Annotated in this window: 29 protein-coding genes; 18 read left to right on the forward strand and 11 right to left on the reverse strand. The window is 65.8% G+C overall.

Annotated features, from left to right (window positions below; translation table 11 throughout):
• Positions 1–5: 5 nt before the first annotated feature.
• From flgD to flgB, 3 genes are all read right to left on the reverse strand, one after another.
• Positions 6–839 carry a flagellar hook assembly protein FlgD gene (gene flgD, locus WS69_RS02940; protein WP_059469327.1) on the reverse strand — a complete coding sequence of 278 codons (834 nt, stop codon included), beginning with the start codon at positions 837–839 and terminating at the stop codon, positions 6–8.
• A 53-nt stretch (positions 840–892) separates the two neighbouring features.
• Positions 893–1,318, reverse strand: a complete 426-nt coding sequence (gene flgC / locus WS69_RS02945) for a flagellar basal body rod protein FlgC (protein ID WP_059469328.1) — start codon at positions 1,316–1,318, stop codon at positions 893–895.
• 83 nt (positions 1,319–1,401) lie between these two features.
• Positions 1,402–1,893 carry a flagellar basal body rod protein FlgB gene (gene flgB / locus WS69_RS02950; RefSeq protein WP_010112961.1) on the reverse strand — a complete coding sequence of 164 codons (492 nt, stop codon included), beginning with the start codon at positions 1,891–1,893 and terminating at the stop codon, positions 1,402–1,404.
• A gap of 236 nt (positions 1,894–2,129) precedes the next feature.
• Here flgB and flgA point away from each other — a divergent pair, with 236 nt between their 5' ends.
• The 3 genes from flgA to WS69_RS02965 all read left to right on the forward strand — a co-directional run bounded on the left by flgA (position 2,130) and on the right by WS69_RS02965 (position 4,687).
• On the forward strand, positions 2,130–3,722 hold the full coding sequence (gene flgA, locus WS69_RS33975) for a flagellar basal body P-ring formation chaperone FlgA (protein WP_059469329.1): 1,593 nt from the start codon (positions 2,130–2,132) through the stop codon (positions 3,720–3,722).
• A 103-nt stretch (positions 3,723–3,825) separates the two neighbouring features.
• Positions 3,826–4,170, forward strand: a complete 345-nt coding sequence (flgM, locus tag WS69_RS02960; RefSeq protein WP_059469330.1) for a flagellar biosynthesis anti-sigma factor FlgM — start codon at positions 3,826–3,828, stop codon at positions 4,168–4,170.
• 79 nt (positions 4,171–4,249) lie between these two features.
• Positions 4,250–4,687: a flagella synthesis protein FlgN gene (locus WS69_RS02965; protein ID WP_059469331.1), complete on the forward strand. Its 438-nt coding sequence runs from the start codon at positions 4,250–4,252 to the stop codon at positions 4,685–4,687.
• 252 nt (positions 4,688–4,939) lie between these two features.
• Here the strand turns inward: WS69_RS02965 and WS69_RS34450 are convergent, their stop codons facing one another.
• Positions 4,940–5,371: a hypothetical protein gene (locus WS69_RS34450; protein WP_226382780.1), complete on the reverse strand. Its 432-nt coding sequence runs from the start codon at positions 5,369–5,371 to the stop codon at positions 4,940–4,942.
• A gap of 184 nt (positions 5,372–5,555) precedes the next feature.
• Here WS69_RS34450 and WS69_RS02975 point away from each other — a divergent pair, with 184 nt between their 5' ends.
• The 13 genes from WS69_RS02975 (at position 5,556) to WS69_RS03035 (ending at position 13,426) form a co-directional block, all read left to right on the forward strand.
• A complete protein-coding gene (locus WS69_RS02975) occupies positions 5,556–5,846 on the forward strand; it encodes a RebB family R body protein (RefSeq protein WP_010101057.1) in 291 nt (96 codons plus the stop codon).
• A gap of 32 nt (positions 5,847–5,878) precedes the next feature.
• On the forward strand, positions 5,879–6,148 hold the full coding sequence (locus tag WS69_RS02980; protein ID WP_006024229.1) for a RebB family R body protein: 270 nt from the start codon (positions 5,879–5,881) through the stop codon (positions 6,146–6,148).
• 38 nt (positions 6,149–6,186) lie between these two features.
• On the forward strand, positions 6,187–6,453 hold the full coding sequence (locus WS69_RS02985; RefSeq protein WP_006024228.1) for a RebB family R body protein: 267 nt from the start codon (positions 6,187–6,189) through the stop codon (positions 6,451–6,453).
• 59 nt (positions 6,454–6,512) lie between these two features.
• Positions 6,513–6,785: a RebB family R body protein gene (locus WS69_RS02990; RefSeq protein WP_059469332.1), complete on the forward strand. Its 273-nt coding sequence runs from the start codon at positions 6,513–6,515 to the stop codon at positions 6,783–6,785.
• Positions 6,786–6,873: 88 nt separating this feature from the next.
• Complete coding sequence (locus WS69_RS02995; protein WP_059469333.1) at positions 6,874–7,065, forward strand: RebB family R body protein; 192 nt, start codon at positions 6,874–6,876, stop codon at positions 7,063–7,065.
• Positions 7,066–7,070: 5 nt separating this feature from the next.
• A complete protein-coding gene (locus tag WS69_RS03000; RefSeq protein WP_059469334.1) occupies positions 7,071–7,604 on the forward strand; it encodes a RebB family R body protein in 534 nt (177 codons plus the stop codon).
• A gap of 49 nt (positions 7,605–7,653) precedes the next feature.
• The gene (locus tag WS69_RS03005; protein WP_059469335.1) at positions 7,654–8,001 is read left to right on the forward strand and encodes a hypothetical protein; all 348 of its coding nucleotides are present in this window, start codon (positions 7,654–7,656) and stop codon (positions 7,999–8,001) included.
• A gap of 43 nt (positions 8,002–8,044) precedes the next feature.
• Entirely contained in the window at positions 8,045–9,145 is a 1,101-nt protein-coding gene (locus tag WS69_RS03010; protein ID WP_059469336.1) for a hypothetical protein, read from the forward strand.
• The gene (locus tag WS69_RS03015; protein ID WP_059469337.1) at positions 9,142–9,459 is read left to right on the forward strand and encodes a hypothetical protein; all 318 of its coding nucleotides are present in this window, start codon (positions 9,142–9,144) and stop codon (positions 9,457–9,459) included. Before WS69_RS03010 ends, WS69_RS03015 begins: the two co-directional genes overlap by 4 nt.
• 59 nt (positions 9,460–9,518) lie before the next feature.
• Positions 9,519–9,818, forward strand: a complete 300-nt coding sequence (locus WS69_RS03020; protein WP_226382781.1) for a hypothetical protein — start codon at positions 9,519–9,521, stop codon at positions 9,816–9,818.
• Positions 9,819–10,035: 217 nt separating this feature from the next.
• Entirely contained in the window at positions 10,036–11,955 is a 1,920-nt protein-coding gene (locus WS69_RS03025; protein WP_059469370.1) for a hypothetical protein, read from the forward strand.
• 53 nt (positions 11,956–12,008) lie between these two features.
• Positions 12,009–12,662, forward strand: coding sequence for a glycoside hydrolase domain-containing protein (locus tag WS69_RS03030; RefSeq protein WP_059469371.1), 654 nt, complete (start codon positions 12,009–12,011; stop codon positions 12,660–12,662).
• Positions 12,663–12,712: 50 nt separating this feature from the next.
• Positions 12,713–13,426, forward strand: a complete 714-nt coding sequence (locus WS69_RS03035; protein WP_059469339.1) for a glycoside hydrolase domain-containing protein — start codon at positions 12,713–12,715, stop codon at positions 13,424–13,426.
• Here WS69_RS03035 and WS69_RS03040 read toward each other — a convergent pair.
• Positions 13,407–14,978 carry a helix-turn-helix domain-containing protein gene (locus WS69_RS03040; RefSeq protein WP_059469340.1) on the reverse strand — a complete coding sequence of 524 codons (1,572 nt, stop codon included), beginning with the start codon at positions 14,976–14,978 and terminating at the stop codon, positions 13,407–13,409. The genes WS69_RS03035 and WS69_RS03040 overlap by 20 nt on opposite strands.
• A 473-nt stretch (positions 14,979–15,451) precedes the next feature.
• Between WS69_RS03040 and WS69_RS03050 the strand changes: the two genes are divergently transcribed.
• Positions 15,452–16,174 carry a response regulator transcription factor gene (locus WS69_RS03050; protein ID WP_059469342.1) on the forward strand — a complete coding sequence of 241 codons (723 nt, stop codon included), beginning with the start codon at positions 15,452–15,454 and terminating at the stop codon, positions 16,172–16,174.
• On the opposite strand, the gene WS69_RS03055 is transcribed toward WS69_RS03050, so the two are convergent.
• The 6 genes from WS69_RS03055 to WS69_RS03080 form a co-directional block, all read right to left on the reverse strand.
• The gene (locus WS69_RS03055) at positions 16,138–18,342 is read right to left on the reverse strand and encodes an ATP-binding protein (protein WP_059469343.1); all 2,205 of its coding nucleotides are present in this window, start codon (positions 18,340–18,342) and stop codon (positions 16,138–16,140) included. The two genes, WS69_RS03050 and WS69_RS03055, sit on opposite strands and share 37 nt — an antisense overlap.
• Before the next feature lie 217 nt (positions 18,343–18,559).
• Positions 18,560–18,742, reverse strand: coding sequence for a hypothetical protein (locus WS69_RS32885; protein WP_156437907.1), 183 nt, complete (start codon positions 18,740–18,742; stop codon positions 18,560–18,562).
• Between the two features lie 617 nt (positions 18,743–19,359).
• A complete protein-coding gene (locus WS69_RS03065; RefSeq protein ID WP_059469345.1) occupies positions 19,360–20,601 on the reverse strand; it encodes a multifunctional CCA addition/repair protein in 1,242 nt (413 codons plus the stop codon).
• A complete protein-coding gene (locus WS69_RS03070; protein ID WP_059469346.1) occupies positions 20,598–21,245 on the reverse strand; it encodes a glutathione S-transferase family protein in 648 nt (215 codons plus the stop codon). The genes WS69_RS03065 and WS69_RS03070 overlap by 4 nt, the downstream gene beginning before the upstream one ends.
• A gap of 64 nt (positions 21,246–21,309) precedes the next feature.
• Complete coding sequence (locus WS69_RS03075; RefSeq protein ID WP_059469347.1) at positions 21,310–22,269, reverse strand: complex I NDUFA9 subunit family protein; 960 nt, start codon at positions 22,267–22,269, stop codon at positions 21,310–21,312.
• A gap of 114 nt (positions 22,270–22,383) precedes the next feature.
• Entirely contained in the window at positions 22,384–24,339 is a 1,956-nt protein-coding gene (locus WS69_RS03080; RefSeq protein WP_059469348.1) for a lytic transglycosylase domain-containing protein, read from the reverse strand.
• Between the two features lie 21 nt (positions 24,340–24,360).
• Between WS69_RS03080 and WS69_RS03085 the strand changes: the two genes are divergently transcribed.
• Positions 24,361–24,957: a 5-formyltetrahydrofolate cyclo-ligase gene (locus WS69_RS03085; RefSeq protein ID WP_059469349.1), complete on the forward strand. Its 597-nt coding sequence runs from the start codon at positions 24,361–24,363 to the stop codon at positions 24,955–24,957.
• Positions 24,958–25,057 lie beyond the last annotated feature (100 nt).

The following is a 25,057-nucleotide window of genomic DNA, read 5'->3' on the forward strand; positions in this document are numbered from 1 at the left end:
CTGGATCAGTTGGTGGAAGACGAGGCGCTGCCGTTCGACGCGCTCGTCGTGGTGTTCGGGAAGATCGATGCGACCTGGCTGAAGCCGACCGTCGATCCGTTCGACAGCACGAGCCCCGGCGTGCCGTCGGCCTGCTTGACGACGCTCAGCACCTGCGCGGACGACAGCGTCGTCGGCGCGTACTGCTGGCCGGACGTGTCGGTGTAGCTCGCGCTGATCGTGTAGGTGCCGTCGGGCAGCTTGTTGCCGGCCGTGTCGGTCGGCGTCCAGTTGAACGGCACGGTGCCCGCCGACTGCGCGCCCGCGTTGATCGTGTTGACGACGACGCCTGACGAGTTCTTCACGGTGATCGTCAGGTTCGACACGGCGCTCGTCAGCTGCACGCCGAACGGCGACGCCGCGCCGCTCTTGACAGGTACGGTGTTGCCCGGCGCCAGCACGTTCGAGCCGATCAACATCGCCGCCTGCGTCTGCTGGCCGGCCGTGAGCTGCGACGACAGCGACGTGAGCGACGTGTTCAACTGCGCGATGCCGCTCACCGTGTTGATCTGCGCGAGCTGCGACGTCATCTGCGAGCTGTCGACGGGGCTCGTCGGATCCTGGTTCTGCAACTGCGTGACGAGCAGCTTGAGGAACGTCGTCTGCAGATCGCTCGCCGACGTGGTCGACAGCGAGCTCGCGACGTTGATGTTCGCGTTCGAGCTGCTGGTGCCGGTCGTACCGCTCGTCGTGCTCGCGCCCGTCGTGTTCGACGACTGGCTGTTCGAGCTCATCGTGTCGAACGGCAGCGTGTTCACGGTCGTGCCGCTGCCGCCGATGGTGGTCAAGGAGGATGTCATTCCGATTCGCCTTCCTCTGCTATGCGTGTTTTCAGTCGATGGAAAAGGGCGCGTCAGCTGCCGATCGTCAGCGTCTTCAGCATCAGTTGCTTCGCGGTGTTGAGCGTCTCGACGTTCGCCTGATATGAACGCGACGCGGAAATCATGTTGACCATCTCCTGCACCGGATCGACGTTCGGCATCGTCACGTAGCCGTTCTGGTCGGCGGCCGGGTTCGACGGGTCGTAGGTCGTCTTCATCGGCGACGGATCGTCGATCACCTTGGTCACCTGCACGCCGCCGACGCCCTGGCCGGACGCGGTGCGCGCGCGGCCCATCGGCGCGGTCGCGAACACCACCTGCTTCGCCTTGTAGGGCTTGCCGTCGGGACCCGTCACGCTGTCGGCGTTCGCGAGGTTCGACGCCGTCACGTTCAGACGTTGCGACTGGGCCGACATCGCGGAACCCGCGACGTCGAAAATGTTCATCAACGAAGGCATGCGTACTCCTTATCGCGTTGCGCGCCCATTCAAACGTTTCCCGTGACGCGCGCGGCACGCGGGAAACGCGCCGAAGCGGCGCGTCACGAACTCGAATTCGACGTGATCGCGGCGATCATCGTCTTGATCTGCTGCGTCATCACCGTCATCCCGGCCTGGTAGTGCACCGCGTTGTCGGCGAACTGCACGCGCTCGGTGTCGAGATCGACGGTGTTGCCGTCGAGCGCCGGCTGCTGCGGGATCCGGTACTGCGCGCGGCCGTAGTCGTCGCTCGGGCCGCCCGTCGGGATCAGCTTCACGTTGCCCGCCATGTGCGAGCCCGACGTCGTCGCCATCGACATCCCGCTCGTCACGCCGGCCGGCTGCGCGAGCGGAAGCTGCGCCGCGTTGCCGGCGGAGCGCGCGCCGTCCTGCTTCAGCGCACGGGCGAGCGTCGACGAGAAGTCGACGTCGCGCGCGCGGTAGCCCGGCGTATCGGCGTTCGCGATGTTCGACGACAGCAGTTCCTGCCGATACGTGCGCACGTCGAGCGCCTGGCGGCCGAATGCGAATTCGGCATCGAGTTTGTCCAGCATCTGCGAGTCTCCGTCTGAAGATGCGCTGCTCTTTCGCCGCCGGCGGTCGACCGCGAACCGCGGGCGGCTGACCATGGACGGCCAAAGAGGCTTTTTCCCATGGGACGCATGGTAGGCGGGCGACGCAACGGGCAATCGGGCGAATAACCGGCAAAGGGCCCCTCTATTCGCGGTTTGCCGGCGGGCGCCCATCCCTAGAATGCAACCCCGTACCAAACGGTTTCGAGGAGGGCGCGATGACGACAGACGCAAGCCGCGCAACGCGCGCGCGCTTTGCCGTGGCGCTCGCACTGGCGGGCTGGACGTGCGCCGCGCTCGCGCAGCAGGCGGGCGACGGCGGGATGATCGTGATTCCGGGCCGCGGCGAATCGGCCGAAACGGCGCTCGCGAACGCGAATGCGGCGAACGCGCGCGGCGCCAATGCAGCGGGAGCGAGCACGCCGGCCGCCGTCGGATGGAACGGATCGGGCAGCAATACGGCACGCGTGGGCGGGCGGAACGCTCAGGCCGCCGCGCAGGCGGCCGCCGCATGGAACGGCCGAGCCGGCGCGCCGCCGGGGGCCGGGTCGAGCGATCCAGCCTACGCCCCGACGGCAGCCGAGCAGAGCAACGGCCAGATCGTGATCGAACCGGGTCCGCCCGCATCGAACGGCCGGATTGCGGCATCGCCCGCGATCGGATGGAAGCGGCCAGCGATCGCGGCCGCCCCGCGAGGCGGGTGGAACGGTCAGGTGAATCCCGCATCGGCGACGGCAGGATCGAATCTTCCCGCAAGCGCCGCGCCGACGAGCGCCCGATGGAACAATCCGGCCGGCGCGACCGCGCCCGTCACCGCGAACCGGAGCAATCCGGCGGCAAGCGTTGCTGCCGACGTCAATCCCGCATTCCGCGCGGTCGCTGCATCGCGCGCGCCGGCCAACGCGCAGCAGGTCGCGACGGTCGTCGCGCAGGATGCGGCCGTGCCCACCGGCCCGCCCGCGAACGCACGGGCGGCCGCCCAGCCGTGGCGGGCTCAGCGCGCCCAGGCCGCCGCACAAAGCGGCATGATCCCCGTCTCGTTCCGCACGGAGCCCGCGCCAAGCGCGCTGCCCGCCCGTCCCGCGCCGATTCGCGCGGCCGCGCCCGCAACGAACGCCCCTGGCGCGCAGACGACCGCCGCGCCGGCCGCCTCCGCCAATGCGACAGCCTCCGCTCCGGTCCCGGCCGGCCAGCAGGACGGCGAAACGATCCGCCGCGCCGCGCTCGCGTTTCTTCAACAGCAGGCGGCGGGCCTGCCCGGCAAGACCGCCATCACCGTCGCGCCCGCGTTCCCGCGCGGCCTCGCCACGTGTACGACGCTCGAGCCGTTCCTGCCGTCGGGCGCGCGCCTCTGGGGCCGCACGACGGTCGGCGTGCGCTGCGCGGGCGAGCGTCCGTGGACGATCTATCTGCAGGCGAAGCTCGCCGTCCAAGCGACCTATTACGTCGCCGCGCGCCAGATCTCGCCCGGCGAGGCGCTCTCGGCGGCCGACCTCGTCGCGCGCGACGGCGATCTGACGATGCTGCCGCTCGCCGTGATCACCGATCCGACCCAGGCGGTCGGCGCGACCGCGCTCACGCGGGTCGCGGCCGGGCTGCCGCTGCGCCGGGATCTCCTGAAGAGCGCGGCGTCGGTATCGATCGGCCAGACGGTGCGGGTCGTCGCGTCGGGGCAGGGGTTCACGATTTCGGCCGAGGGCAGCGTGCTCAACAACGCGGCGCCCGGCCAGCAGGTACGGGTGCGCATGGCCGCGGGCCAGATCGTCACGGCGATCGTCAAGGACGCCGCGACAGTCGAGATCCCCCTCTAAGATTGCAAACTTTCGTTGATTCAGGGATTTACCGAAAAACGGGTGCTAAAGTTCGGGCCGGCCTTGCCGTTATCGTGGTCAAACCCGTACAGGAAACACCATCGTGAAAGTCGATTCCACCACTACTTCGAACGCCCGCACGCTGTCGAACGCCAGTGCGGGCGCGGCTCGCACGCAAGCCGGCCAGCCGGCCTCGGCCCGGACGCCCGCCAGCGCCGCGGGCGCGCCGACGGGCGGAGACGCGAACGTGAGCCTGTCTGGCCTGTCGTCGACGCTGCGCAGCCTGGCCGCATCGGGCAGCGCCGACATCGATACCGCCCAGGTCGAGGCGATTCGGGACGCGATCAAGAACGGCACACTGTCGATCGACACCGGCAAGATCGCCGACGGCATCCTGCAGACCGCCCGCGAACTGCTGAAGCAGCCGCCGCAGGCGGGCAACAGCTGAACCGGCTTCGCGGCCGGACGAAGAAACGCGAAGCACGGCGCGCGGACGGTCCGCGCGCCGGCATGTCGAGCCAAACGAGATGAGAGACGAACTGCTGGCCACGGTCAACGACGAGCACGCGACGGTCGAAGCGTTCGCGTCCCTGCTCGCCTACGAGGAAAAGGCGCTGACGACGGCGTCGCCGCTCGAGGCGCTGCCGGGCATCGTCGACAGGAAATCCGAGCTGATCGAGAAGCTCGCGCACCTCGAACGCCAGCGCGACACGCTGCTCGCGTCGCTCGGCCTGCCGGCCGGCAAGACGGGCATGGATCGCGCGGCCGAAAACGACGCGCGTCTCGCGAACGGCTGGCAGTTGCTGCAACAATCGGCAGAACGCGCGCGCCACGCGAATGCGATCAACGGGATGCTGATCCGCATCCGGATGGACTATAACGAACGAACGCTGTCCGTGCTGCGCGCCGCGCCGCAGCGCAACGGCTTCTACGGACCGGACGGACGCGTCGCGGCCGCGCGCTAGGGCCTGTCTGGGTTAAACATACAAGCGCGTTTCTTGATCAACGTGAGCTCGGAAGCGTGCCAAGTCGTATTCGACCGTGATCCGTTCGTGGCGGCTGCCGTTGCAGCTGTTTGCGCCGCCCGCTCACTTCGGTTCGCCCTTCTCGTCCCCTAGGTGGCGGATCAGTTCACCGCCCAAGACACTTAAAGATCACCTTCTCGAGCACGGCAAACTGCTCGTGGATGGCTGCCCGGTCCAATATCCCGTGCATCATTAGCCCGATTGTTCCGAGTCCGGGTTCGGGTTCGCGCTCCAGCCCGCCCTTCTCATTTCCCCTTTGTGTTTGTGCGGCATCGCGGCCCCTTCGTCGTCCGTCTGTGCGCTGCAAGCATGAATTCGATCAAGCGCTGTGTTCACGTCGAATCCGGCCAGCAAGCCGCCTCCCCCCTCGCAAATCGTAAGTCCGGTATATAGCCGCGTTGCCTCGCTTTCTTTCCCGCAAAGCCGCATTGCCTTGCCGAGATGCGCGTCCGCCTCGGCGGCAATCGAGGAAAACACTCGAGACAGCTTACCGGTCCGGCGTCGCACGCTCCGTTCCCCAGGATCCAATCGGAAATTCCACCGCAAATCGGTGTTTTTTCCGTATGCCGCGTTTCGTTCCGCAAAGGCGCTGGCCCCCCATGCAGCGAAATCGCTGATCCGCATGGGCAGTCCGTTTTGGCTGATTACAACGGTTTCCGCGATTCGGCGCCGTGTTTTCCATCGGCTGCGCCAATCGCGCTCGTCATTGCTTTCCTACGATGTTTTCACGGCCCTACCACACAGCGCAGGGTTCGTACCGGAAGAACATCCCGCCGAAAGGCAGTCTTACATTTATCAAGGAGCCACCATGGCATTCCCGACCAGCGTCAATGACCAGATCACCGATTCCGTCACGCAGGCCAATACCAAGGTATTGGGCGACGCGCCGGCGATCGCGATGGGCAACCTCTATCAGGCCACGGCGCAAGCACTTGCCAATACCGCCCACAACGCCACCAACGCGCAGCAGCAAAGCTACGTCACGACCCAGGCCGCCACCACGATGGGCGTCGCGACGCTGTACTCGCTCGACACGGCCGCCACCGGCGTGGCGACCAAGGACATCCTGAGCACCGGCGTTCGCGGCCTCGGCAGCTGACCGCCCAAGCCTAATTCATTGAGGAGCCCGACATGGCTTTTCCGACCAGCGTCAATGACCAGATCACCGATTCCGTCACGCAGGCCAACACCAAAGTGCTGGGCGACGCGCCGGCCATCGCGATGGGCAACCTGTACCAGGCCACGGCGCAAGCCTTGGCCAACGCGGCGCACAACGCGACCTACGCGCAGCAACAGAGCTACGTCACGGCGCAAGCCGCCACCACGATGGGCGTCGCGACGCTGTATTCGCTCGACACGGCCACGACCGGGATCGCCACCACCAAGATCCTCGGCACCTGAGGATCGCCGGAAACAGTTGACCCCAAGGAGTTGAACACATGGCCTTTCCCACTGCCGTCAACAACCAGATCACCGATTCGGTGACGCAGGCGAACACCCAGGTGCTGGGGGTGTCTCCGTCCATTGCGATGGGCAACCTGTACCAGGCCACCGCGCAGGCGTTGGCCAACGCTGCGCACAACGCGACGCTGGCGCAACAACAGATGTACGTCACGGCACAGGCTGCGACCACGATGGGTGTCGCGCTGCTGTACTCGTTGGATACCGGCAGTACGGCAATGGCGACCAAGAAAATCCTCGGCTGAGGGCTCATGCGTTGATCACCGACCCCCACCTGTCATCCAAACATTTAGGAGCATGAATCATGGCATTTCCCACTTCAGTCAACAGCCAGATCACCGATTCGGTCTCGCAAGTCAACACGAAAGTGCTGGGCGACGCGCCATCCGTCGCGATGGGCAACCTGTATGTGGCAACGAGCCAGGCGCTGTCGAACGCCGCCCACAACGCCACCAACAATCAGCAGCAATCGTACGTGACGATGCAGGCATCCACCACGCAGGCCGTGTCCACGCTGCTGACGGTGGAAACAGGCACCACGGGCGCTGCCACCGCGGAGATTCTCGGCCTGAGATAACCGCGCTTGACGCCCGCGGCCGAGACACTGGGGCACGCGGGCGCCACGCACGCCAGCCATCGGGTATCCCGCTGATCCGGTCGATGCTATGCCAGCGCTCGCCGTGGGCCAAACGGCCGCAGTCGCGATGGCAATGACCTATCTCGCGATGGCCGACAGCATCGGCATCGCGATGAGCAATGCCGTCGCCAATCAGCAGCGAGGCCAGGTCATCGCCGACGCGGCCACGACTCAGGTACTCGCATTGATCATCGCAAAGGGAAGCCAACAGGGAAGCTAACCGTCATGAGTACCGATGACAGCTCCGTCAACAGTCAAATCGTCGACGCCGTCAGCAACGTCGTCACGCTGACGACCGGCCAATCGCCATCACAGGCGTTCGGCATGCTCGACGCCGTCTTGCTGGAAACGCTCGGCATGGCCATGCACAACGCGGTGAGCCGCCAGCAAAGCGCAGGCATGATCAATTCGGCCGCGCTGACGGCCGCGTGCGCGAAGATCCTCGCCGTACCGTTCCCGGTCCCGCCGCCGCCTCCGCCGCCCGCGCCGACGCCGCCGCCCGACGTGCATCCGCTGCCGGGTCCCGACGAATCAATGTCGCCGGCCTCCGTCGTGGAGGCCGCCGTCAAGGAAAGCGAGACGGCCTTCGGCGAAGCCAAGGCCGCCCTCGACGAGCTGAAGGCCTCGGCCGACACGGCCGTGAAGGACGCGGGCGACGCCGAGTATGCGCTGGACCAGTTCGCGCAATCGGTCACGGCCGCGCTGTCGAAGCCGGGCGGCGGCACGCCGAACCACGGCGGACCGAGCGGCAAGAACTGAAGGATTTCGCGCTGCCTGCTGACACACCCACTCCACCGAAGGAAATGTCATGGATCCCTCGAAGGTCAACTCTCAAGTCATCGACGTGATCAACCAGAGCCAGCTCGCGACGATGAGTCCGCAGGTGGTGTTGACGAGCGGTGCGGGCAAGGCCTATCAGTCGGTCGCCCAATCGACCGCGCTCGCGGTGCAGGACGCGACCGACGCGCTGCGCAACATCACCACGATCGCGACGACGGCGGCCGGCGTGGCGATGGCGCAGCTTCTCGCCACCGGCAAGCCGCAATACGCGACGGCGCTCACCCAGGCGCAGGAAATGATGAAGTCCGCAACCGACGACTACGCGAAGATCGGCTCGGTCGCCGCGAACGTGCTCAAGGGATTCCCGGCCGGCTGAAGCGAACCCGTAAGCCCCCGCAGTCCGATCAAGGAGCATCGCCATGACCGTATCCGTTGCCGGCAAGCTGATACCGCTGCCCAACGCGCTGTCCGACATCGGACGGCTCGCGCTCGCGTTCGTCGACGGCGGCATAGAGTGGCTGGTCTGGGCCGCCACCGCGCCGTCGGCGCGCTACGACTTCGCGGACGAGACGGAGCTGATCGCCACGGTCCAGCAAGGGCTGCACGCGTCGCGCTACACGCTGCTGCCGCAGCTCGGGCTGACGATCAGCCCGGTCAAGCTCATGACGCTGAGCCTAGCTGACTTGAACATCCTCGCGCGCGCCGAGAGCGGCGACGGCTCTTCCGTCGTGGCCGCGCAAGTGGCGAAGGTCCTCTCGGAACACGGTCTCGTCACCCGCGACGAGCTGGCCGCGGGCGTCAGCTTCCTCGCGCAGTTGGGCGTCAAGTCGGCGCCACTGTTCCAGGCTCTCGGCTTCGACGACAGCCTGGCGGTCACGAACCTGATGCACCTGCCGCAGGGCGCACGGCAACAGCCGCTGCAGCAGGAGGCCGCATCGTTCGCGTTGAAGCAGGCGCGCACCGTGCTCGAATTCTGCGACTTCTACCGCTTCTACCTCGACTACGCGGAACAACTGAACAGCAGCGCCGCCACGCCCGAGCGACGCGAAGCCGCGGCTACGGACGCCTCGGAAGCGCTGCTGCCGATTCTTTTCGGCGCACTGGACTGTCCGCAGGTGCAGGGCCTGGCAGGTCCGTCCGACGTCGCGCAGACCGTGCGCAACTGGCTCGCTCAAGGCCGAATGGTGGGCTTTGCGAGGCTGTCGCAAGGCGCCCAGCAGATCGTTCAGCACACCGCCTACAAGGGCGAGACCGGCGAAGCGGCCAAGCGCATCGTCGAGCTCTTCATGCACGCGGCACAGTCGTTTCTGGCCGCCCACCAGCCCGACAGCGGCACGATGGGCCAGGATGGCGCGACCTGTCTGTTCCCCGTCGAGTCCGCTCAATTGCGTGCCGAATTGCAGTTGAGCGGCAGCGGCGTGATTTCACTGAACGACTTCGGCGCGAGACCCGCCGTGCCGGCGGCGCTTGCGCCCGCCGTGACGGAAACCGCAATCGCAGAACAGGAGAACGTATCGTGAGCATTCCAAAGATACCGATTTCGAACGCATCCGAACGGCCGGAAGACTCGCAAGCGGCGGCCGAGCGGCTAAGCGTGCGTGCCCCTTCCGGCGTCGCGCCGTCCATCACGCCGGCCGACGTACCGGCTGAATTCACGAACCCGCACGCCGCCGTCGCCGACATGCGCAAGGAAGCGCGCGCGAAAGCTCAGCAGATGGTCTTGGAAGCCAAACTGGCGCTGCTGGAATCGCTGCACGCATTGCACACCGGCGTAAAGACGGATGTCGTTTCCACCGGTGCGGTTCCGGCTCCGAACAAGCGAGGCACGCGATGAAACCTCGACGTGACGTATCGGCAACGAATCCGCCCGAGTCCATTTCGCAGATCGCCGAAATGCAGGCGCAAGAGGCGGTCGACAACGCGGTCGCGGCCAGCGACAAGGCGATGCGCGCCGCGTTGAACAGCACGGCGCACGCCGGCGCGGCCGACGGGAGTCATGCCGCGCTCGAGGCGATGGCGTTGGCCGAGCAAGCGCTCGCGGCCGCGTTAAGCGGCGCGGCTGCGGGCGAGGCCGCCGTGGCAAACGCGTCGCGGCAAGCCGGAGAGGCCGAGACTCGCGCGGTCGAAGAAGCGCAGCGACAGGCCGAGAAGGCGATGGCGGCGGCCGGGGCGTCGGCATCGCGGGCGGGGTAGCGCATGAACCGCCTCGATTTCCCAAAGGGACTGCTCGCGACGAATGGCTTCGCGTCCTGTCGAGTCCCGATCGAACCGCCTCCGAGCGAGGTCGCGGTCTTTCGGATTGCCAACGACGGTCTTGCCATCGCGCGGCGACGTCGTTCAATCGCCGCTATTGGGACTTAGTCCGGGAGCACGTATGGAAACGTCCGAACAGCGGGCGACGCGGCGCATGATGAGCGGCTGGCTGACCAAGCAGATCAACGATCTGGGGAAACCGGAAGGTATCAAGAAGCGAGACATTCGCGCCCAGGTCCTGCACGCGCTGCAGGAGATCGACGTGCGCATCGCCGAGCTGAACCGGTCGTTGCAGGAGAACTTCCACGTCGCCCCCGGCCGGCGGGACCTGGTGAAGTTCTACATGAAGGGCGGCAATGCGTTCGAATGCATACGCGACCCTCGCGGAGAAGCTGCGATGCGAAACGGCGGCGGAACATCGGACTGGGATACGCAAGTCGTCATCGATCCGTGGGCGCCCGTGCCGCTGCAACGCTTCATCTACGGCCTGCTGGAAGAACTGGTGACGGACACGATGATCCGGGCCGGCGTAGACATCGCGCGGGTAGCCGACACCTTCGCCGACGAGACGGTCAAGCATTGGAAGGCGCAGCGAGACGATCTGGAACGCAAGGACTATTCGGCCTATACGCTGGAATACGACGATCCGCAATCGCTGCGGCAGGTATACGACCAGCAGCGGCTCGGGCTCTGGACCAACGACCGGCGCAGGCTGTCCGAACCGGACATTGACCACCCCGAACGCATGCCCGGCATCCTGCTCAACGACGCGATCCGGCCGTTCGTCCTGTATCGGCTCGGTTATACCTGGCACGCCAAATTGCCTCCGCCTCTGCCGTTCGCGGCGCTGTCGGCACAGCCGCCGATCCTGCTGCCGGCGAAGCTGCCTAAACCATTCCCTCAAATGAAAGCGGATATTCGCAAGCCGCTGCTGATGGAGTTGATCGACGTCACGCTGCCGCGACGCGACACGATCGAGGCAGTGGCCGTCTGGGAGGAACTGGCGCAGAAGCACATCGCGATTGAAAAAATGACGGTTTCCGTGAAATCGCCCGATGCGGACATCGCAGAGACCGAGCCGACCGACGATATCGCCAGCGTGATACTGCCGTTGCCGGACATCATGTACCACCTGCGAGAAATCGCCACGATGCTGTGCGAGATCGCGGACGGCAGTTCGCGTCATCCGGATAAGCTCGAAAGGCGCTTCGCGCGCTTCAAGCAAATCTGGGTGCCGGGCGACAAAGAACAAATCAGACGCATACTCAGCAAGATGGCCGGAGTGCCTGACATCGGCGCAACCCCTCTTGCGCACATGGAAAAAGTCACTCAGTACATCGAAAAATACGGCGGCGATCTGAAAGACGCCATTCTGGGAGACAAGGACGCCGCGTTCACGCAAGCGCGCCGCCTGATGGACTGGATTGCCCAAAGAACGGCGGAACAAAACGACAGCTTCACCAAGAATGACCACGTGAGCCGCGCGTGGCTGGAAGAATTCGACAGAGGGCGAAACGAGCTAAGGGAAATCGTCGATGAAGTCGCCAAGGGCGTGCCCGGCGTCGTCGAGGGCGCGCTCGAAGCGGCGTATAGCGACGACCTGGTGCTGATCCGCTTCCTGGAGGAGAACGAATACCTGACGCCGAGGCAAATCGGACTATCGGGCGTGTTCAGGGCGGCCGTGATTCGCGTGCGAACCCCGATGCAAGTGGATGCGCTCGGCACGTTGTTCCTGGCCCGGTTCGGCCTGCATTTCGACGGGCCCAAGAGCGCCGAGGCCGAGCATTCGGTTCGCTACCGGGCCTACGGCGTGCCGCGCGCTACCGGCATCACCCACGAGCTGACGATGGTGGCGTTCGACGAGGGGAAGGCGACCACCTATCTGTCCATTACCACCGCAACTTCCGGCGAAGCGCCGTTCCGGCGCGACGCGGTCAACCCCTACGTGAACTTTGCGTCGCTGCCGGAAATTGCCGCGCAACGCAAGATCGCCGCGGCACTGATCGAAGACTACCTGATCCGCAACGTAATCTCACGGCAATACGAGGCGCTGAAAACGCTGCTTCCCGTGGTGTGATCGAGCGCCTGGCGAGGCCGCGCGCCGCGGGCCGTCAAAAAAGGAGCAATGGCATGACCTTCTACGCAGGATTCGACATCGACGAGTTCCCTGGTCTAGACCAGCTCGCCTGGTTGAAGAAGGCCACCAACCTAAGTTGGTGCGGCTACCCTCTCGCCGACCAGTGGAAAGGCCGTCGCAAAGACCTGATCAAGCAAGGCTGGGGCCTGCTGCCCGTCTATAAGAGCCAACCGACTGATCCGACTGATTCGAACCCCGAACAGCAAGGTAAAACGGACGGCGAGCAAGCGGCCGACCTGATGCGTAAAGAAGGATTTCCACGGAGCGCCTACGTCTTCATCGACTGGAAAAGCAGCAGCCTTCCCGATAACGCCGAGACCTATCTCCGCGCGTGGGCCGACGCCGTGCAGAAGAATGGCTATATGCCGGGCGTCCACTGCTCGACTGCCTTGGCCTCGTCCATCACGTCGCGGATGGACAAAGCCGCGGCGAAGCCGCGCATCTGGGCGACGAAGACGCCGACCGACGAGCCACATCTGTATTCAGGCGCCGTCAGCGACTTTCCGGCCAAAGACCCCGCCGACTCCGGCTATTCGACCGCGACTGCCTGGCAATACCAGACCAACGCCGTGTTGATGCTGTGGACGATGCAGGTGGACTTGAGCTCATCGACGCTGGAAAACCCGTCCGCACCTTCCGCATCCTAACTGTCTACGGAACGGTTCGCCGCCGCGAGCCATCGAAAAGGAGCAACACCATGTCGTTCTATGCTGGCTTCGACACCAAGATCTTCCCCGGCCAACTGCAACTGGACTGGCTGAAGTCCAACAGCAACCTCAGTTGGTGCGGCTACTATCTGGCTCCCACGCCGAACCATCCCGACAAAAGTTGGATGAGCAACCGCCAGGCGTTGATCGATCAAGGCTGGGGACTGCTGCCCATTTATGTAGGCCTGCAATCAGGATCGAAAAACCTGACCAAAGCCCAAGGCGCCACCGACGGCTCACAAGCCGCTCAACTGGCAGGTTCCGAAGGCTTCCCGCGCGACGGCTACCTATACATCGACTGGGAAGACGGCAGCTCTCTCGACGACGATGCCCAGGCCTATCTCGGTGCGTGGGCCGCCGAGATCATGAAGTGCGGGTATCAGCCCGGCGTCTATTGCTCGCACGATCTGGCCGATTCGATGGCATCGCTGATGGCAGGCCTGAGCCCATCGCCCGAATTGCGCATCTGGGCCTGGAACGTGCCGACGGTGAACCAGCAACCTTATTTAGGCTCCCTGAACGCATTCCCCGCCGTCACGCCTGCCGGTTGCGGTTATCCGGGCGCCATGGCATGGCAACACCTGCAAAACTGCGTGTTGATGCCTGGAACGATGCAGGTGGACCTGAGCGCGTCGAACCTGAAAGACCCGTCCGCCCCATCCCTATCGCGATGGCAGCGGCCCGTCACGCAATCGAGCTCCTGAATTCGCGCGGACTCAACCCCACGATGCGCCTGAAGCTCTTTTCGAAATGACTCAGGTCGCCGAAGCCGACACTCAGCGCAACTTCAGTCACGCGCGGACAGTCGTCGCGCATCAGCATTTCCTTCGCCTTCTCGATGCGAATTTGCTGGAGCAGCGGCTTGAACGCGACATTCAACGTGTGACGGAACAGATAGCTCAAATGCGACGGACTCACGTGGGCGTGTTGGGCCAACTGCTCCATTGAAATCGGATTGGCGTAATGTTCGCCGAGATAAAGCAGCGCCTTGCGCAACGCCTTATGCAATCGCGCCAGCTCCGCGCCGTTGCGTGTCATCGCACACTGCGCCCAGTGGGCCGGCATCGCCGAAGACCGCGACGTGGCAACAGCCAGCTCCATCGTGCGCCGTGACGCCTCGTCATCTCGATCGGCGACGCGCGACGCGCCGACACGCTCGCTACGCGATTGCGAAATCATCCACGGCACGTGAAGCGCGACATCCGCACGGCCGATGGCGGCATCGCCCGTCATGACCGCGAGGCGCGCGATCACGCGCTCCAGTTCATACAGATTTTCCGGCCACGCATAGAGCCGGCAAATCTCGAGCAGCGCGTCGCTGCACTTGCGCTCCGCGACATAGCCATGATGTTCGAGCGCCGCGACGATCAGCGGCGCGATGTCGTCCTGGCGAAGGCGAAGCGACGGCACTGTCACCGACAGGAAATCCAGTTCGGCCAGCAGTGCTTGCGAGAATCGCCCTTCTTCCACGCATCTTCGCAAGTCGGACGTCGTCGACGCGATCACGCGCACCTCGCACTCGTCCGGCACCACCAGCCATTGTCCGAGCCGCGAATGCAGATGCTGTCGCAGCTGGTTCTGAAGCCGCGTAGCAAGCTCGTCGATGCCGTTGAAGAACAAGGTGCCGCCGGCCGCCTGTTTGAACCATTGCGCCGGATCGCCGGCAGGATCGGCGCAGTTGACTTCAATGAACGGCCCGTCCCGTCGAGGTCCGCAACAATGCAGCGCCGCCGCCAACGGGGCCTTCTCGGTGCCGAACTCGCCGGTGAGCAACACCGGCAACGTGCTGTACGACGCCTTTTCGACGAAAATCTCGACGCGGTGCAACGGTTCGGACATGCCCACGAGCAACAAGCTGCGGCTCAGACGTTGCCGAGCCCACCGTTGCACGTCGTAGCGCTTGCACAACAATGCGCAGCGATGTGCAAAGGCGGCACCCCATTCGGCGAATGCTTCCGATCGATCAGCGGCGCCTCGCCCATTCAATCGCAGCGTGCCGAGTTGCTCTCCCGCATATGTCACCGGGAATCGAGCCGAATGCGCGGCCGGTTCGGTATGTTCGTCGACGTTCGTTTCCTCGATCCATGCGAGATCGATCTGTGCGCCGTTGCGATTCAACTGCAGGACACCCACGCCGCGCAGCCACAAGGACGCGCTCCCCAAGTCCAGTTGCCGGGCGAACGCCCGCACCAGCGATTCGAGCAGATGCGGGAACGTCCGATAGGGACGATAGACGCTTCGCAATAGCGATTCCACGTCGATGACCTCGTTCGGACATGGACGACTTCGATCATCCCGGCATCGAGCTGCTCATGCCGTATTTCATCGATTGCCCGCCACCGGCGAGCGGTCTTGCATGCGTGATGTCGCATCCGGGAACAGTCCACATCATGCGTCTCCCTCGTATGAATCGGCATTTCGCAACGACGGCGCGCCGTAGCCGCGAGCCATCCATCGCATGCACATGAAGTATGCAAGGCTCGCGTGGAATCGCACGAGACAAGCGCGCCGTTGTCAATCGTTGTTCACATACGGCGCAGCGTCACGGAACGACAGGGCCGTCACGGCGAACGGCCGCGCGACGGCCGGCGAACTTCACGCATTCGATTGCGCGCTCCGCTTAACATGGCGACTGGAAATTTGTCGGCGGACGTCGACGATGGAATCGGAGCTGAACTTTTGCAATCCTCGAATCGATTGCCCGAATTGGTTACCCCGAAGGAGAAACCATGGAAGCTTCGCCGGGGCGTATTCTCATCGTCGAAGACGACCCCATTACCCGCACGATGCTGGCCCGCTATTTGGGCGATGCCGGCTTTGATCTCCTCACCAGCGGCAACGTCGCGCAAGCACGCCAGGCGCTGCGCGCCGCGCCGGCCGACGTGCTGCTGCTGGACATCAACCTTCCCGACGGCGACGGCATCTCCCTTGCCCGCGAGCTGCGCGAGCACAGTACCGCCGGCATCATCTTCGTGACGCAACGCGACGGCGACATCGATCGCGTCCTCGGCCTGGAAACCGCCGGCGACGACTACATCACCAAGCCGATCCGGCTGCGCGAGCTGCTTGCCCGCGTGCGCGCCCTGTTGCGCCGGCAACGGCTGTATCGCGAGATCGCTCCTGTCGATACGGTGCTGACTTTCGACCGCTGGCTGATCGACCTTCGGCGCCGGGAGCTGGCGCTGTCGGGCGGCGCCGTGCTGCCCCTGACCCCGCGCGAGTTCGATCTGCTGGCCGCGCTCGTGATGGTTCGCGGTGCGACGCTCACGCGCGAGTATCTACTCGAAGTGGTCAGCAAGCGCGAGCGCGCGACGGACTCACGCACCGTGGACACCTTGATCGCGCGACTGCGCCGCAAGATGTCCGGCGACGCCGGCGGGATGCGCAGCCCGATCAGCACGGTCGTCGGGATCGGCTACCGACTCGATGCCGCGGTGAATCGCGGTGGTTGACGACTGCGTCGCACGCGCCGCGCCTCGCGCGCGATTTTGCGCAGTGCGTCGAAAGTGTGTTCGAATTCGATGTCGAGCGCGATGAGGAGGGCGGAAAGTTCCGATGCCTCGTCCCGGCCGGCCGCCTGTTTCACTCGCTCGGCGAGCCGCCCGAGTCTCACGAGTCCCAATGCCGCCGCTGAGCTCGTCAGCCGGTGTGAAAGCGCTTTGATTCGACTTGCGTTTTGCTCTGCGACGGCTTCGCCGAGGTCGCTCAGCAAACGTCGCCCTTCATGCCGGAACTGGTGCACGAGCCAGCCGACTGCGGCAGCACCGAGCGCCTCGGCATGCTCGCTCAGACAAACGAGATCCACAGCTACGTCCGTCGACCAGATCTTGTCTGAAGGTCGAGGCCGCGCGACAGCCGTGCCGCCCACGGTCTCGAGTACCCGGCGCAACGCGTCTCGCCGGATCGGCTTCACCAGAACCGAGGTGAAGATATCCGTCACGCCGGCGCTTTGCGCCCGAAGGAGATCCGCAGTCAGCACGACGATCGGCATCTCCCACCGTTCCTCAGCACGCGCGTTCTGCGCGCGTATCCGGCGTGCGGTCTCGATACCGTCCACGAGCGGCATATGAAGGTCCAGGAATACGCCGTCGAAACGCTCACGAGCGGTCTCCGCAACCGCAGCCTCTCCGCTGTTCACGGGCGTAGCATCGTGGCCCGCCTGAGTGAGAAGGCCGCAAATCACGACCTGGTTGATCGGGTCGTCGTCGACGACGAGGAGCTTCAAGCGTCGCGATGGAGGTGACGCCGATATGTCCGGCGGCGCCGCGACAATCGCCGCGGCCACCGGCACCACGACCTGGAACCGACTGCCGACACCGTGCTCGCTGACCGCAGTGATCGTGCCGCCCAGCATGTCGACGACACGCCGGCACACGGCCAAGCCCAAGCCTGCCCCGCCAAAGCGGCGTCCAATCGATTCGTCGGCTTGAGTAAATTCGTCAAAAATCCGCGCCAGCATGTTTTCCGGGATACCTATCCCGGTGTCCTCGACGGTGATCTCCAGCTGCAACTCGCCCGCAACGCTGCCCCGCATGGTCAACGAAACGCCGACGCGGCCTCGCTCGGTAAACTTGACGGCATTGCTCAACAGATTCACCAGCACCTGGCGCAACCTTCCGGCATCGGCATGCAGCGCTTCCGGCACGTCACGATTGACGAGAACGTCGATGGTTGTCTGCCGGGCGAGCGCACGCGTCCACATCAACTCGACGACGCTTTGAATCAGTTGCCGGGGATCGAAGTCAGTCGAAACCGGTTCTTCAACCACCGCCCCAAGGCGCACGTAATCGATCATGCTGTCGAGCAAGCCGGTCAGATGCTCGGCGCAATCTCGCGCAATCGCGACCTGGCGGCGCTGCATCGCATCCAGTCGCGAATCTTCCAGCAGTTGCAGCACGCCGAGCACGCCATTCATGGGTATACGTACCTCATGACTGACTATGGCCAACAACGTTGTCTTGGCCCGGTCGGCTGCTTCGGCTACATCCTTGGCACGCCGCAGTTCCTCGCGTTGGTGGGTCTCGCTGCGCACACGGGCGAATTCCTGCCGGCGCATCCGCTCCGCACGCCAAACCTGTTGCAAGCCAATGGCAAGCGCAAAACCCATCGCAATCGATAGCGGACAGAGCAGCGGCGACATCGCCGCGCACCGCCACCGCAGGATCGCGATGAGCCCGACTGCAAAGCATGTGCCGTTGATGGCGCTCGGCACGAAGCGCAGCGGCAGGACAGTCAAGAGCCCGAATAGCACGGTCTGCATGACCAGCAAATTCGACGGACTCGCGACACCCTCGGCAATCGCCAGCATGTCGATTACGATTGCCCAAGCCAATAGCAAACATTGGAGCGTGGAGGCCTCTATCGGCCGACGCAACCGCAACAGCAGCCATGCCGACCACAGGACTGAGGCGAAACGCAGACCGAACTGCATGACTGACTCACGCTCAAGTCCGGCCTGCCTGATGTCGTTGAGTGCAAAAGACAGAGCGGCAATGACCGCAACCCATAACGCCGCGCGCGCCTGATACACGGTTTCCGACATACGGCATCGACGAAAGAGCTGTTCGGTCTCGGCGTCGACAAATTCAGGAATTACGCCCCTCAGCGTGTCGGCAGTCATAGTTGTTCTGGTTAAGCATTACCCGTCAGATAATCGGGTCGGGCTGGCCAGTTTGAATTTTAGGCGCTGAAATAATCGACGGCAGTATTCGTTTTGTAAATCAAAGGATCTCGATCCAATAACATGGCGAAAACCGCGACGCAATCGCTTTACTGAACCCAATTCGGGAAGAAGTGATATAGAACGATCTGAAGCGGAATATTGAAGGCCGAAGGCTTCATCGATCGTCTGGATCTGAAAACCGGCGAATGACAAGACCATTCACCACGAACCGGAATTCGGGAAAGAAATCGCTCACGAGATGGGGAGGGATATCCGGAATGCCGTGCATGAGGCAGGTTGACACTTGGATGCCCGCATCAAATCGTTCGGAGTAACGCAGCACGGACTGGTCGATCATGCGGGCCGAGTCGCGCCGAGCACCGATCCGGTGAGCAATGATGTGGCGCAGTGCGTGTTGGATCGGCTCGAGCGCGGCCTTGCGTTGTCGAACGCAAAGCGATCGCGCGTCTTGACGTGCGCGCGTGGTTGCAAACGCAGCGATTCGACGACGCGGACCGTATCCGTCGAGAACTTCCCTTCAGGTCACAAATGATCTTGCGGAATGATCTTGCGGATGTCCTGCGCGAAGGCAGCGGCTGGAATCATCGCCCTCCGGACCCGCCGGCGGAGCGCAACGATCGGCCGATATTTCCCGCCCCACGGGCCGGTGTCGGCGGCCTCCAGCGTGTCCGGACGCCAGCCGACGCCCGCCCTCGAACCCAACCGTGACCGACTTGCAACCTTCCAACCGGCGCGTTCCGGCAAATTGCCGGTCATCAAATGAATAAGCCGGACCTGGCTATCGTTTCCGGAACCGCACGTTGATCGTGCGCAGCGTCGGTCAACATACGATGATGTCCGGCGACGCTTCGATGCCTTACATCTTTGCCTTTCACACAAAAGGCCAGCCAGGCTCCCGCGTGGGCGGCATTGGCGCCAAATCGGCAGACTCGCCGCCAATGCCATTCGACCGCCTCATTTTCCTTCGCCAATCACCTCCGCCACCGCGCTCACGCGCGCGCGGTGCACCGCATCCCTGATCTTCGCCGGCTCGCCCGCGAGCCCTTGCGCGATCGCCCCCGCGTCGACCGCGCGCGCGGCGACGAGCGCCTGCCGCAGCCGCTCGGCCTGAGGATAAGGCGTCGCCTCGAGGCCGAGGCGACCGCGCGCATCGGCCTCGCTCGCCTGCAGCGCCTCGGCGAAGCGTGCAGGCTTGCGCAGCGCGTCGGCGCGCTCGAACAGGCGCACGAGCGCGGCCGCGCCCATCTCCATCACGCGATGCAGGTTGCCGTGCTCACGCGCGACGACAAGCGCCAGATCGCGGCACTCGTTCGGCACCCGCAGACGCTCGCACAGCGGCTTCAGCAGTTCGATGCTGCGCCCCTCGTGGCCGATGTGGCGCGGCAGCACGTCGGCGGGCGTCGTCGCCTTGCCGAGATCGTGCGTGAGCGCCGCGAAGCGCACGGGCAGCGAGTAGCCCTGCTTCGCCGCGTGATCGATCACCATCATCACGTGCGCGCCCGTGTCGATTTCCGGGTGATAGTCGGCGCGCTGCGGCACGCCGAACAGCGCATCGATCTCGGGCAGGATCCGCACGAGCGCGCCGCACTCGCGCAGCACCGCGAACATTCGCGACGGCTTGCCCTCCATCAGCCCGCGCGCGACCTCCTGCCATACTCGCTCAGGCACGAGCGCGTCGACCTCGCCCGCTGCGACCATCTCGCGCATCAGCGCGGCCGTCTCCGGCGCGACCACGAAATCGGCGAAGCGCGCGGCGAAGCGCGCGACGCGCAGAATCCGCACCGGATCCTCGGCGAACGCGTCGCCGACGTGCCGGAACACCTTCGCGCGCAAGTCCGCCTGCCCGCCGAACGGATCGACGACCGGCCCGACGAGCGCGCCGTCGGGGCTCACTTCGCGCGCCATCGCGTTGATCGTCAGGTCGCGCCGCACGAGATCCTGCTCGAGCGTCACGTCGGGCGCGTAGTAGAACTGGAAGCCGTGATAACCGGCGGCGGTCTTGCGCTCGGTGCGCGCGAGCGCGTACTCCTCGTGCGTGCCCGGGTGCAGGAACACCGGAAAATCCTTGCCGACCGGCTTGAAGCCTTGCGCCACCATCTGCTCGGGCGTCGCGCCGACGACGACGTAGTCGCGGTCACGCACCGGCAGGCCGAGCAATTCGTCGCGGATCGCGCCGCCCACTGCGTAGACATTCATCGAGACGGCCCGTACACGTCGATCACGCGGGTTTCGAGGCGCGCGCCGTCGATCCATTCGCGTACGGCAGGCAGTCCGGCGATGCTCGCGGCGTAAGCGCTCGCTTCGGGCGACAGCGGCGGCTCGTACGTCTGGAATCGCAGCACGACGGGCGCATACATCGCGTCGGCAATCGAAAAATCGCCGAACAGGAACGGGCCGCCCGACGCGGCGAGACACGTGCGCCACAGCTCGTCGATGCGCGCAACGTCGGCGAGCGCAGCGGGCGTCGCGCCCCGCCCCGGATGCGACTCGCGCACGTTGAGCGGCATCTCGCTGCGCAGCGCGGCGAAGCCCGCATGCATCTCCGCCGACACGCTGCGCGCGATCGCCCGCACGGCCGGATCGCGCGGCCACAGCGCATGCTGCGGGAAGCGCTCGGCGAGCGTCTCGACGATCGCGAGCGAATCCCAGACCGCGCCGCCGTCGTCGTCGACGAGGCACGGCACCTTGCCGGACGGCGAATGCGCGCGGATGCGCGTCGTCGTGTCGTCGAGGCGCAGTCCGATCATCACTTCGTCGAACGGGATCGCGAAGTGCTTCAGCAGCACCCACGGGCGCATCGACCACGACGAGTAGTTCTTGTCTCCGATCACGAGTTTCATGGGGTTCATCCTGTGGTTGTCGATGGTTCGGTCAGCCCGCGGCGGCCACGGACGTTCCGCTCGTTTACCGGCGTGCGCGCCAGTCGGAAAAGCGCGAGCGCATCGCGGCATCGCCGATGTAGGTCGGCGCGATGCTTTCGAGGCTCGCGGGCGTGATCCCGAGCTCGGGGGCGATCGGTCCCGTCATCACGCTCGGCACCGACAGCGACGCGAGGTTGTCGCGCGTGATCAGCGGCTCGCCCGGCAGCATCTCGAACACGCAGGCCTGCAGCCGCGCGAGCGCGTCGGGCAGCCGGACGATCCGCGCGCTGCGGCCGACGAGCCTGCCCGCATACCGGACGAGCTCCTCGAGCCGGTACGTGCGCGGCCCGCCGAGCTCGTAGGTCTTGCCGCGCGTCGCGTCGCGCGCGCACGCGTTCGCAATCGCCTGCGCGACGTCGCCGACGTAGATCGGCTGCATCAGCGCATCGGGCATCGCGAGCGGCACCACCGGGAAAATCCGCTGGAGCCGCGCGAAGGTGTTGAGGAATGCGTCGCCCGGGCCGAACACGATCGACGGCCGGAACACCGTGACGTCGAGCACGCCCGCCGCAGCCTGCGCGTGCAGCGCGGCCTCGCCGTCGCCTTTGGAGCGCAGGTACATGCTGGGCGCGCGCGGATCGGCGCCTAGCGCGCTCACGTGGAGCACGCGCGGCACGTGCACTTCGATGCATGCGGCGGCGAGCGCCGCGGGAAGCGCGACGTGCAGCCGCTCGAAGCCTTCGCCGTACGGTTTGCCGCGCCCGCCGTGCAGCACGCCGACGAGATTGACGGCCGCGTGCGCGCCCGCGACGAAGCGGGCGAGTTCGCGCACGTCGAATGCGGAAAGCTCGGCGATCTCGACGGGCAGCGTCGCGAGATGCCGCGCATGCTCGCGGCGCCGCGCCGCGATCCGCACGTGCGCGCCCGCGCCGACGAGCGCGTTGACGAGCCTGCTGCCGATAAAGCCCGTGCCGCCGAGCACGGCGATGGTCTGGCCCTGCATGATCGTGCCTCACCCAAGCGCGCCGCCGCGCGACGCGCGGCGGCGAAACCCGCACGAAACCCCGAACACGCCCGGAATGCGTGCGTTGCGTTCCGGGACGTTCCGCGATGCGCGTTACGGCGCGATGAAGCCGAGGCGAGCCTTCAGCGACTGCGGCTTCTTCTCGAAGAGCGCCGCGTAGTACGTCTCGTTCGACAGCACGTTCTTCACGTATTCGCGCGTCTCGTTGAACGGGATCGTCTCCGCGAAGACCGCGCCCTCGACGGGCCGCGCGAGCGCCTGCCGCCACTGGGCCGGCCGGCCCGGCCCCGCGTTGTAGCCCGCCGTCGCGAGCACCGCCGAATCGTCGAACTTCTGATAGATGTCGGACAGATACCACGTGCCGAGCTGTACGTTCGTGTCGATGTCGTGCATCTGCGCGCGCGTGACCGTGCCGAGGCCGAGCTTTTTCGCGACGAGCTGCGCGGTCGCCGGCATCAGCTGCATCAGGCCGCCCGCGCCCACCGACGAGCGCGCGTTCGTGATGAAGCGCGACTCCTGGCGGATCAGCCCGTACGCCCATTCGATGTCGAGCCCGTTGGTCCGCGCGTAGCGTTCGACGATGTCGCGGTACGGCGACGGATAGCGCAGCGAGAAGTCATGCTCGGCCGTCGTGCGATCGGCGGTGTTGACCGTGCGATCGAGCAGGTCGACGCGCTTGCCGTACTCGGCCGCGGCGAGCAGTTGCCGATCGGTCATTCCGCGCAGCGGCCAGTTCCATTCGCGATTGCCTTCGAGCCGCAGATTGAGCGCGTAGAACCGCTGCGCGAGCGCGAAGCCCGGCACCTTGTTCATCGCGTCGATCTCGGCGTCCGTCACCTTCGTGCGCGCCGGGACCACCGTTTTCTGGCCGAGCTCCTCGCCCGCGAGCTGCCCGTAGAAGTTGAACTGCCCGGCGATCCGCTCGAATTCCTGGTTCGCCTTCAGCGTGTCGCCGCTCGCCTTCAGCGCGCGGGCGCGCCAGTAGATCCACGTCGTGTCGTCGCGCAGCGGCGCGGGCATCTGCTCGATCGAGCGGCGCACCATCGGCCAGTCGCCCGCGAGAAGCGCCGCGCGCACGCGCCATTCGTACACCGGATTCGTGAGCGGCGCGTCCATCGACTGCCGGTACCACGCCGCCGCCTGCGGCAGGCGCTTGATCGCCGCCTGATAGCCGATCTCGCCCCAGCCGATTGCCTGCTCGGTCGCCGACAGCGTCGACGCGAGCGACCTAAGCTGCCCCGCCGCCGTCTCCGGATCGTTGCGCGCCATCCGCGTGATCGCGAGGAGCGCGAGCTGCCGCGACGTCGCGTCGGCGCCGACGCCGCGTGCGAGGAAGAGCGGCGGCGCGCTCGTCGCCTGGTCGAAGCCGGCCGGGCGCGGGCCGAGCGCGTCGGCAATCTTGCCGCCGAGCGTCGTGTAGTTCTGCTCGTACGCGAGGCGCACCTGCGCCCATACGTCGTCGCTCGAGAACTGCTTGTTCGTCGCGAGCGCGGTGATGAGGTCGACGCACGCATCGCCGTAGTACTTCGGCTCGACGAGCAGTTCGCGCGCCATGTCCGCGACGTTCTCGCCGCGCGCCGCGCGCGATTCGAGCGAATAGCATTTGACCTGCGTGTCGTCGTCGAGCACGAAGCGCTTGTACTGTTCGTCGAAGTTGCGCCAGTCGTGGCGCGCGCCGAGCACGAGCAGGTAGTCGTTGCGCATCCGGTCGGCGATCGCCTGGCCGTCGTAGCGCGACAGGAACGACAGCACCGGCGCGTCGGGCGCGTCGAGCCGCGCGTGGCCCGACGAATCGAACAGCTGCGGCTTGATCTGGAAGTATTCGAGATACGACGGCGCCGGGTAGTTCGGGATTGTCGACGCGAGTTGCGCGGCGCGCACCGGATCGTTCCTGCGCGCGGCTTCGCGAAGTTGGACGAAGACCTGGTCGTCGCTCGACGTCATGTCGTCGACGGTCTGCGCGGCGCAGGCGGCCGTCCCTGCGGCCAGCACGGCTGCGACGAGGGGCGCCGCGACCGCACGATATACTCGGAAAAGGCTGGTTGACATCGTTGTGAACGGAGCACTCTAGTGAGCGAAAGCATAGCACGCGCCCCGGCGCCGAATCCGAAGCAAACGCTGCGCGAAACGCTTGCGCAGCGCCGCCTCGACGCGAATCGCTCGGCGCTCGCGCACGACGCGCTCGCGCAGCGCGTGCTCGCGATCCTCGCGGACTGCGCGCCGCGCACGGTCGGCTTCTACTGGCCGCTGTCGGGCGAATTCGACGCGCGCGACACGATCGCGTCGTGGCTCGCAGGCGACGCGGGCCGGCAGGCTGCGCTGCCCGTGATCGGCCAGCCGCGCACGCCGCTCGATTTCCACGCATGGACGCCCGACGCGCCGATGCGCGAAGGCCGCCACCGGATTGCGGAGCCCGCGGCGGGCGAGCGGCTCGTGCCGGAGGTGCTGCTGATTCCGTGCGTCGGCTTCGATCACGGCTGCTTCCGGCTCGGCTACGGCGGCGGCTACTACGACCGCACGCTCGCCGCGTGGCCCGGCGCCGCGCGGCCCGTGACGGTCGGCGTCGCGTACGACGCGTGCGGCGTGCACGAACTGCCGCGCGAAGCGCACGATCTGCCGCTCGACTGGATCGTCACCGAGACGCGGACCCGCCGGTCGGGCGGCTGACGGGCGCGCCGCGCGCCGAAGCCGCTCGCGACTCGGCAACGACGGCAACGATGACGACGCGCGCAGTCGGCGCGGCGCCGCGCAACCGCCCGCTGGACCG

It is taken from the genome of Burkholderia sp. BDU5 (assembly GCF_001522845.1).
Classification (GTDB): Bacteria; Pseudomonadota; Gammaproteobacteria; order Burkholderiales; family Burkholderiaceae; genus Burkholderia; species Burkholderia mayonis.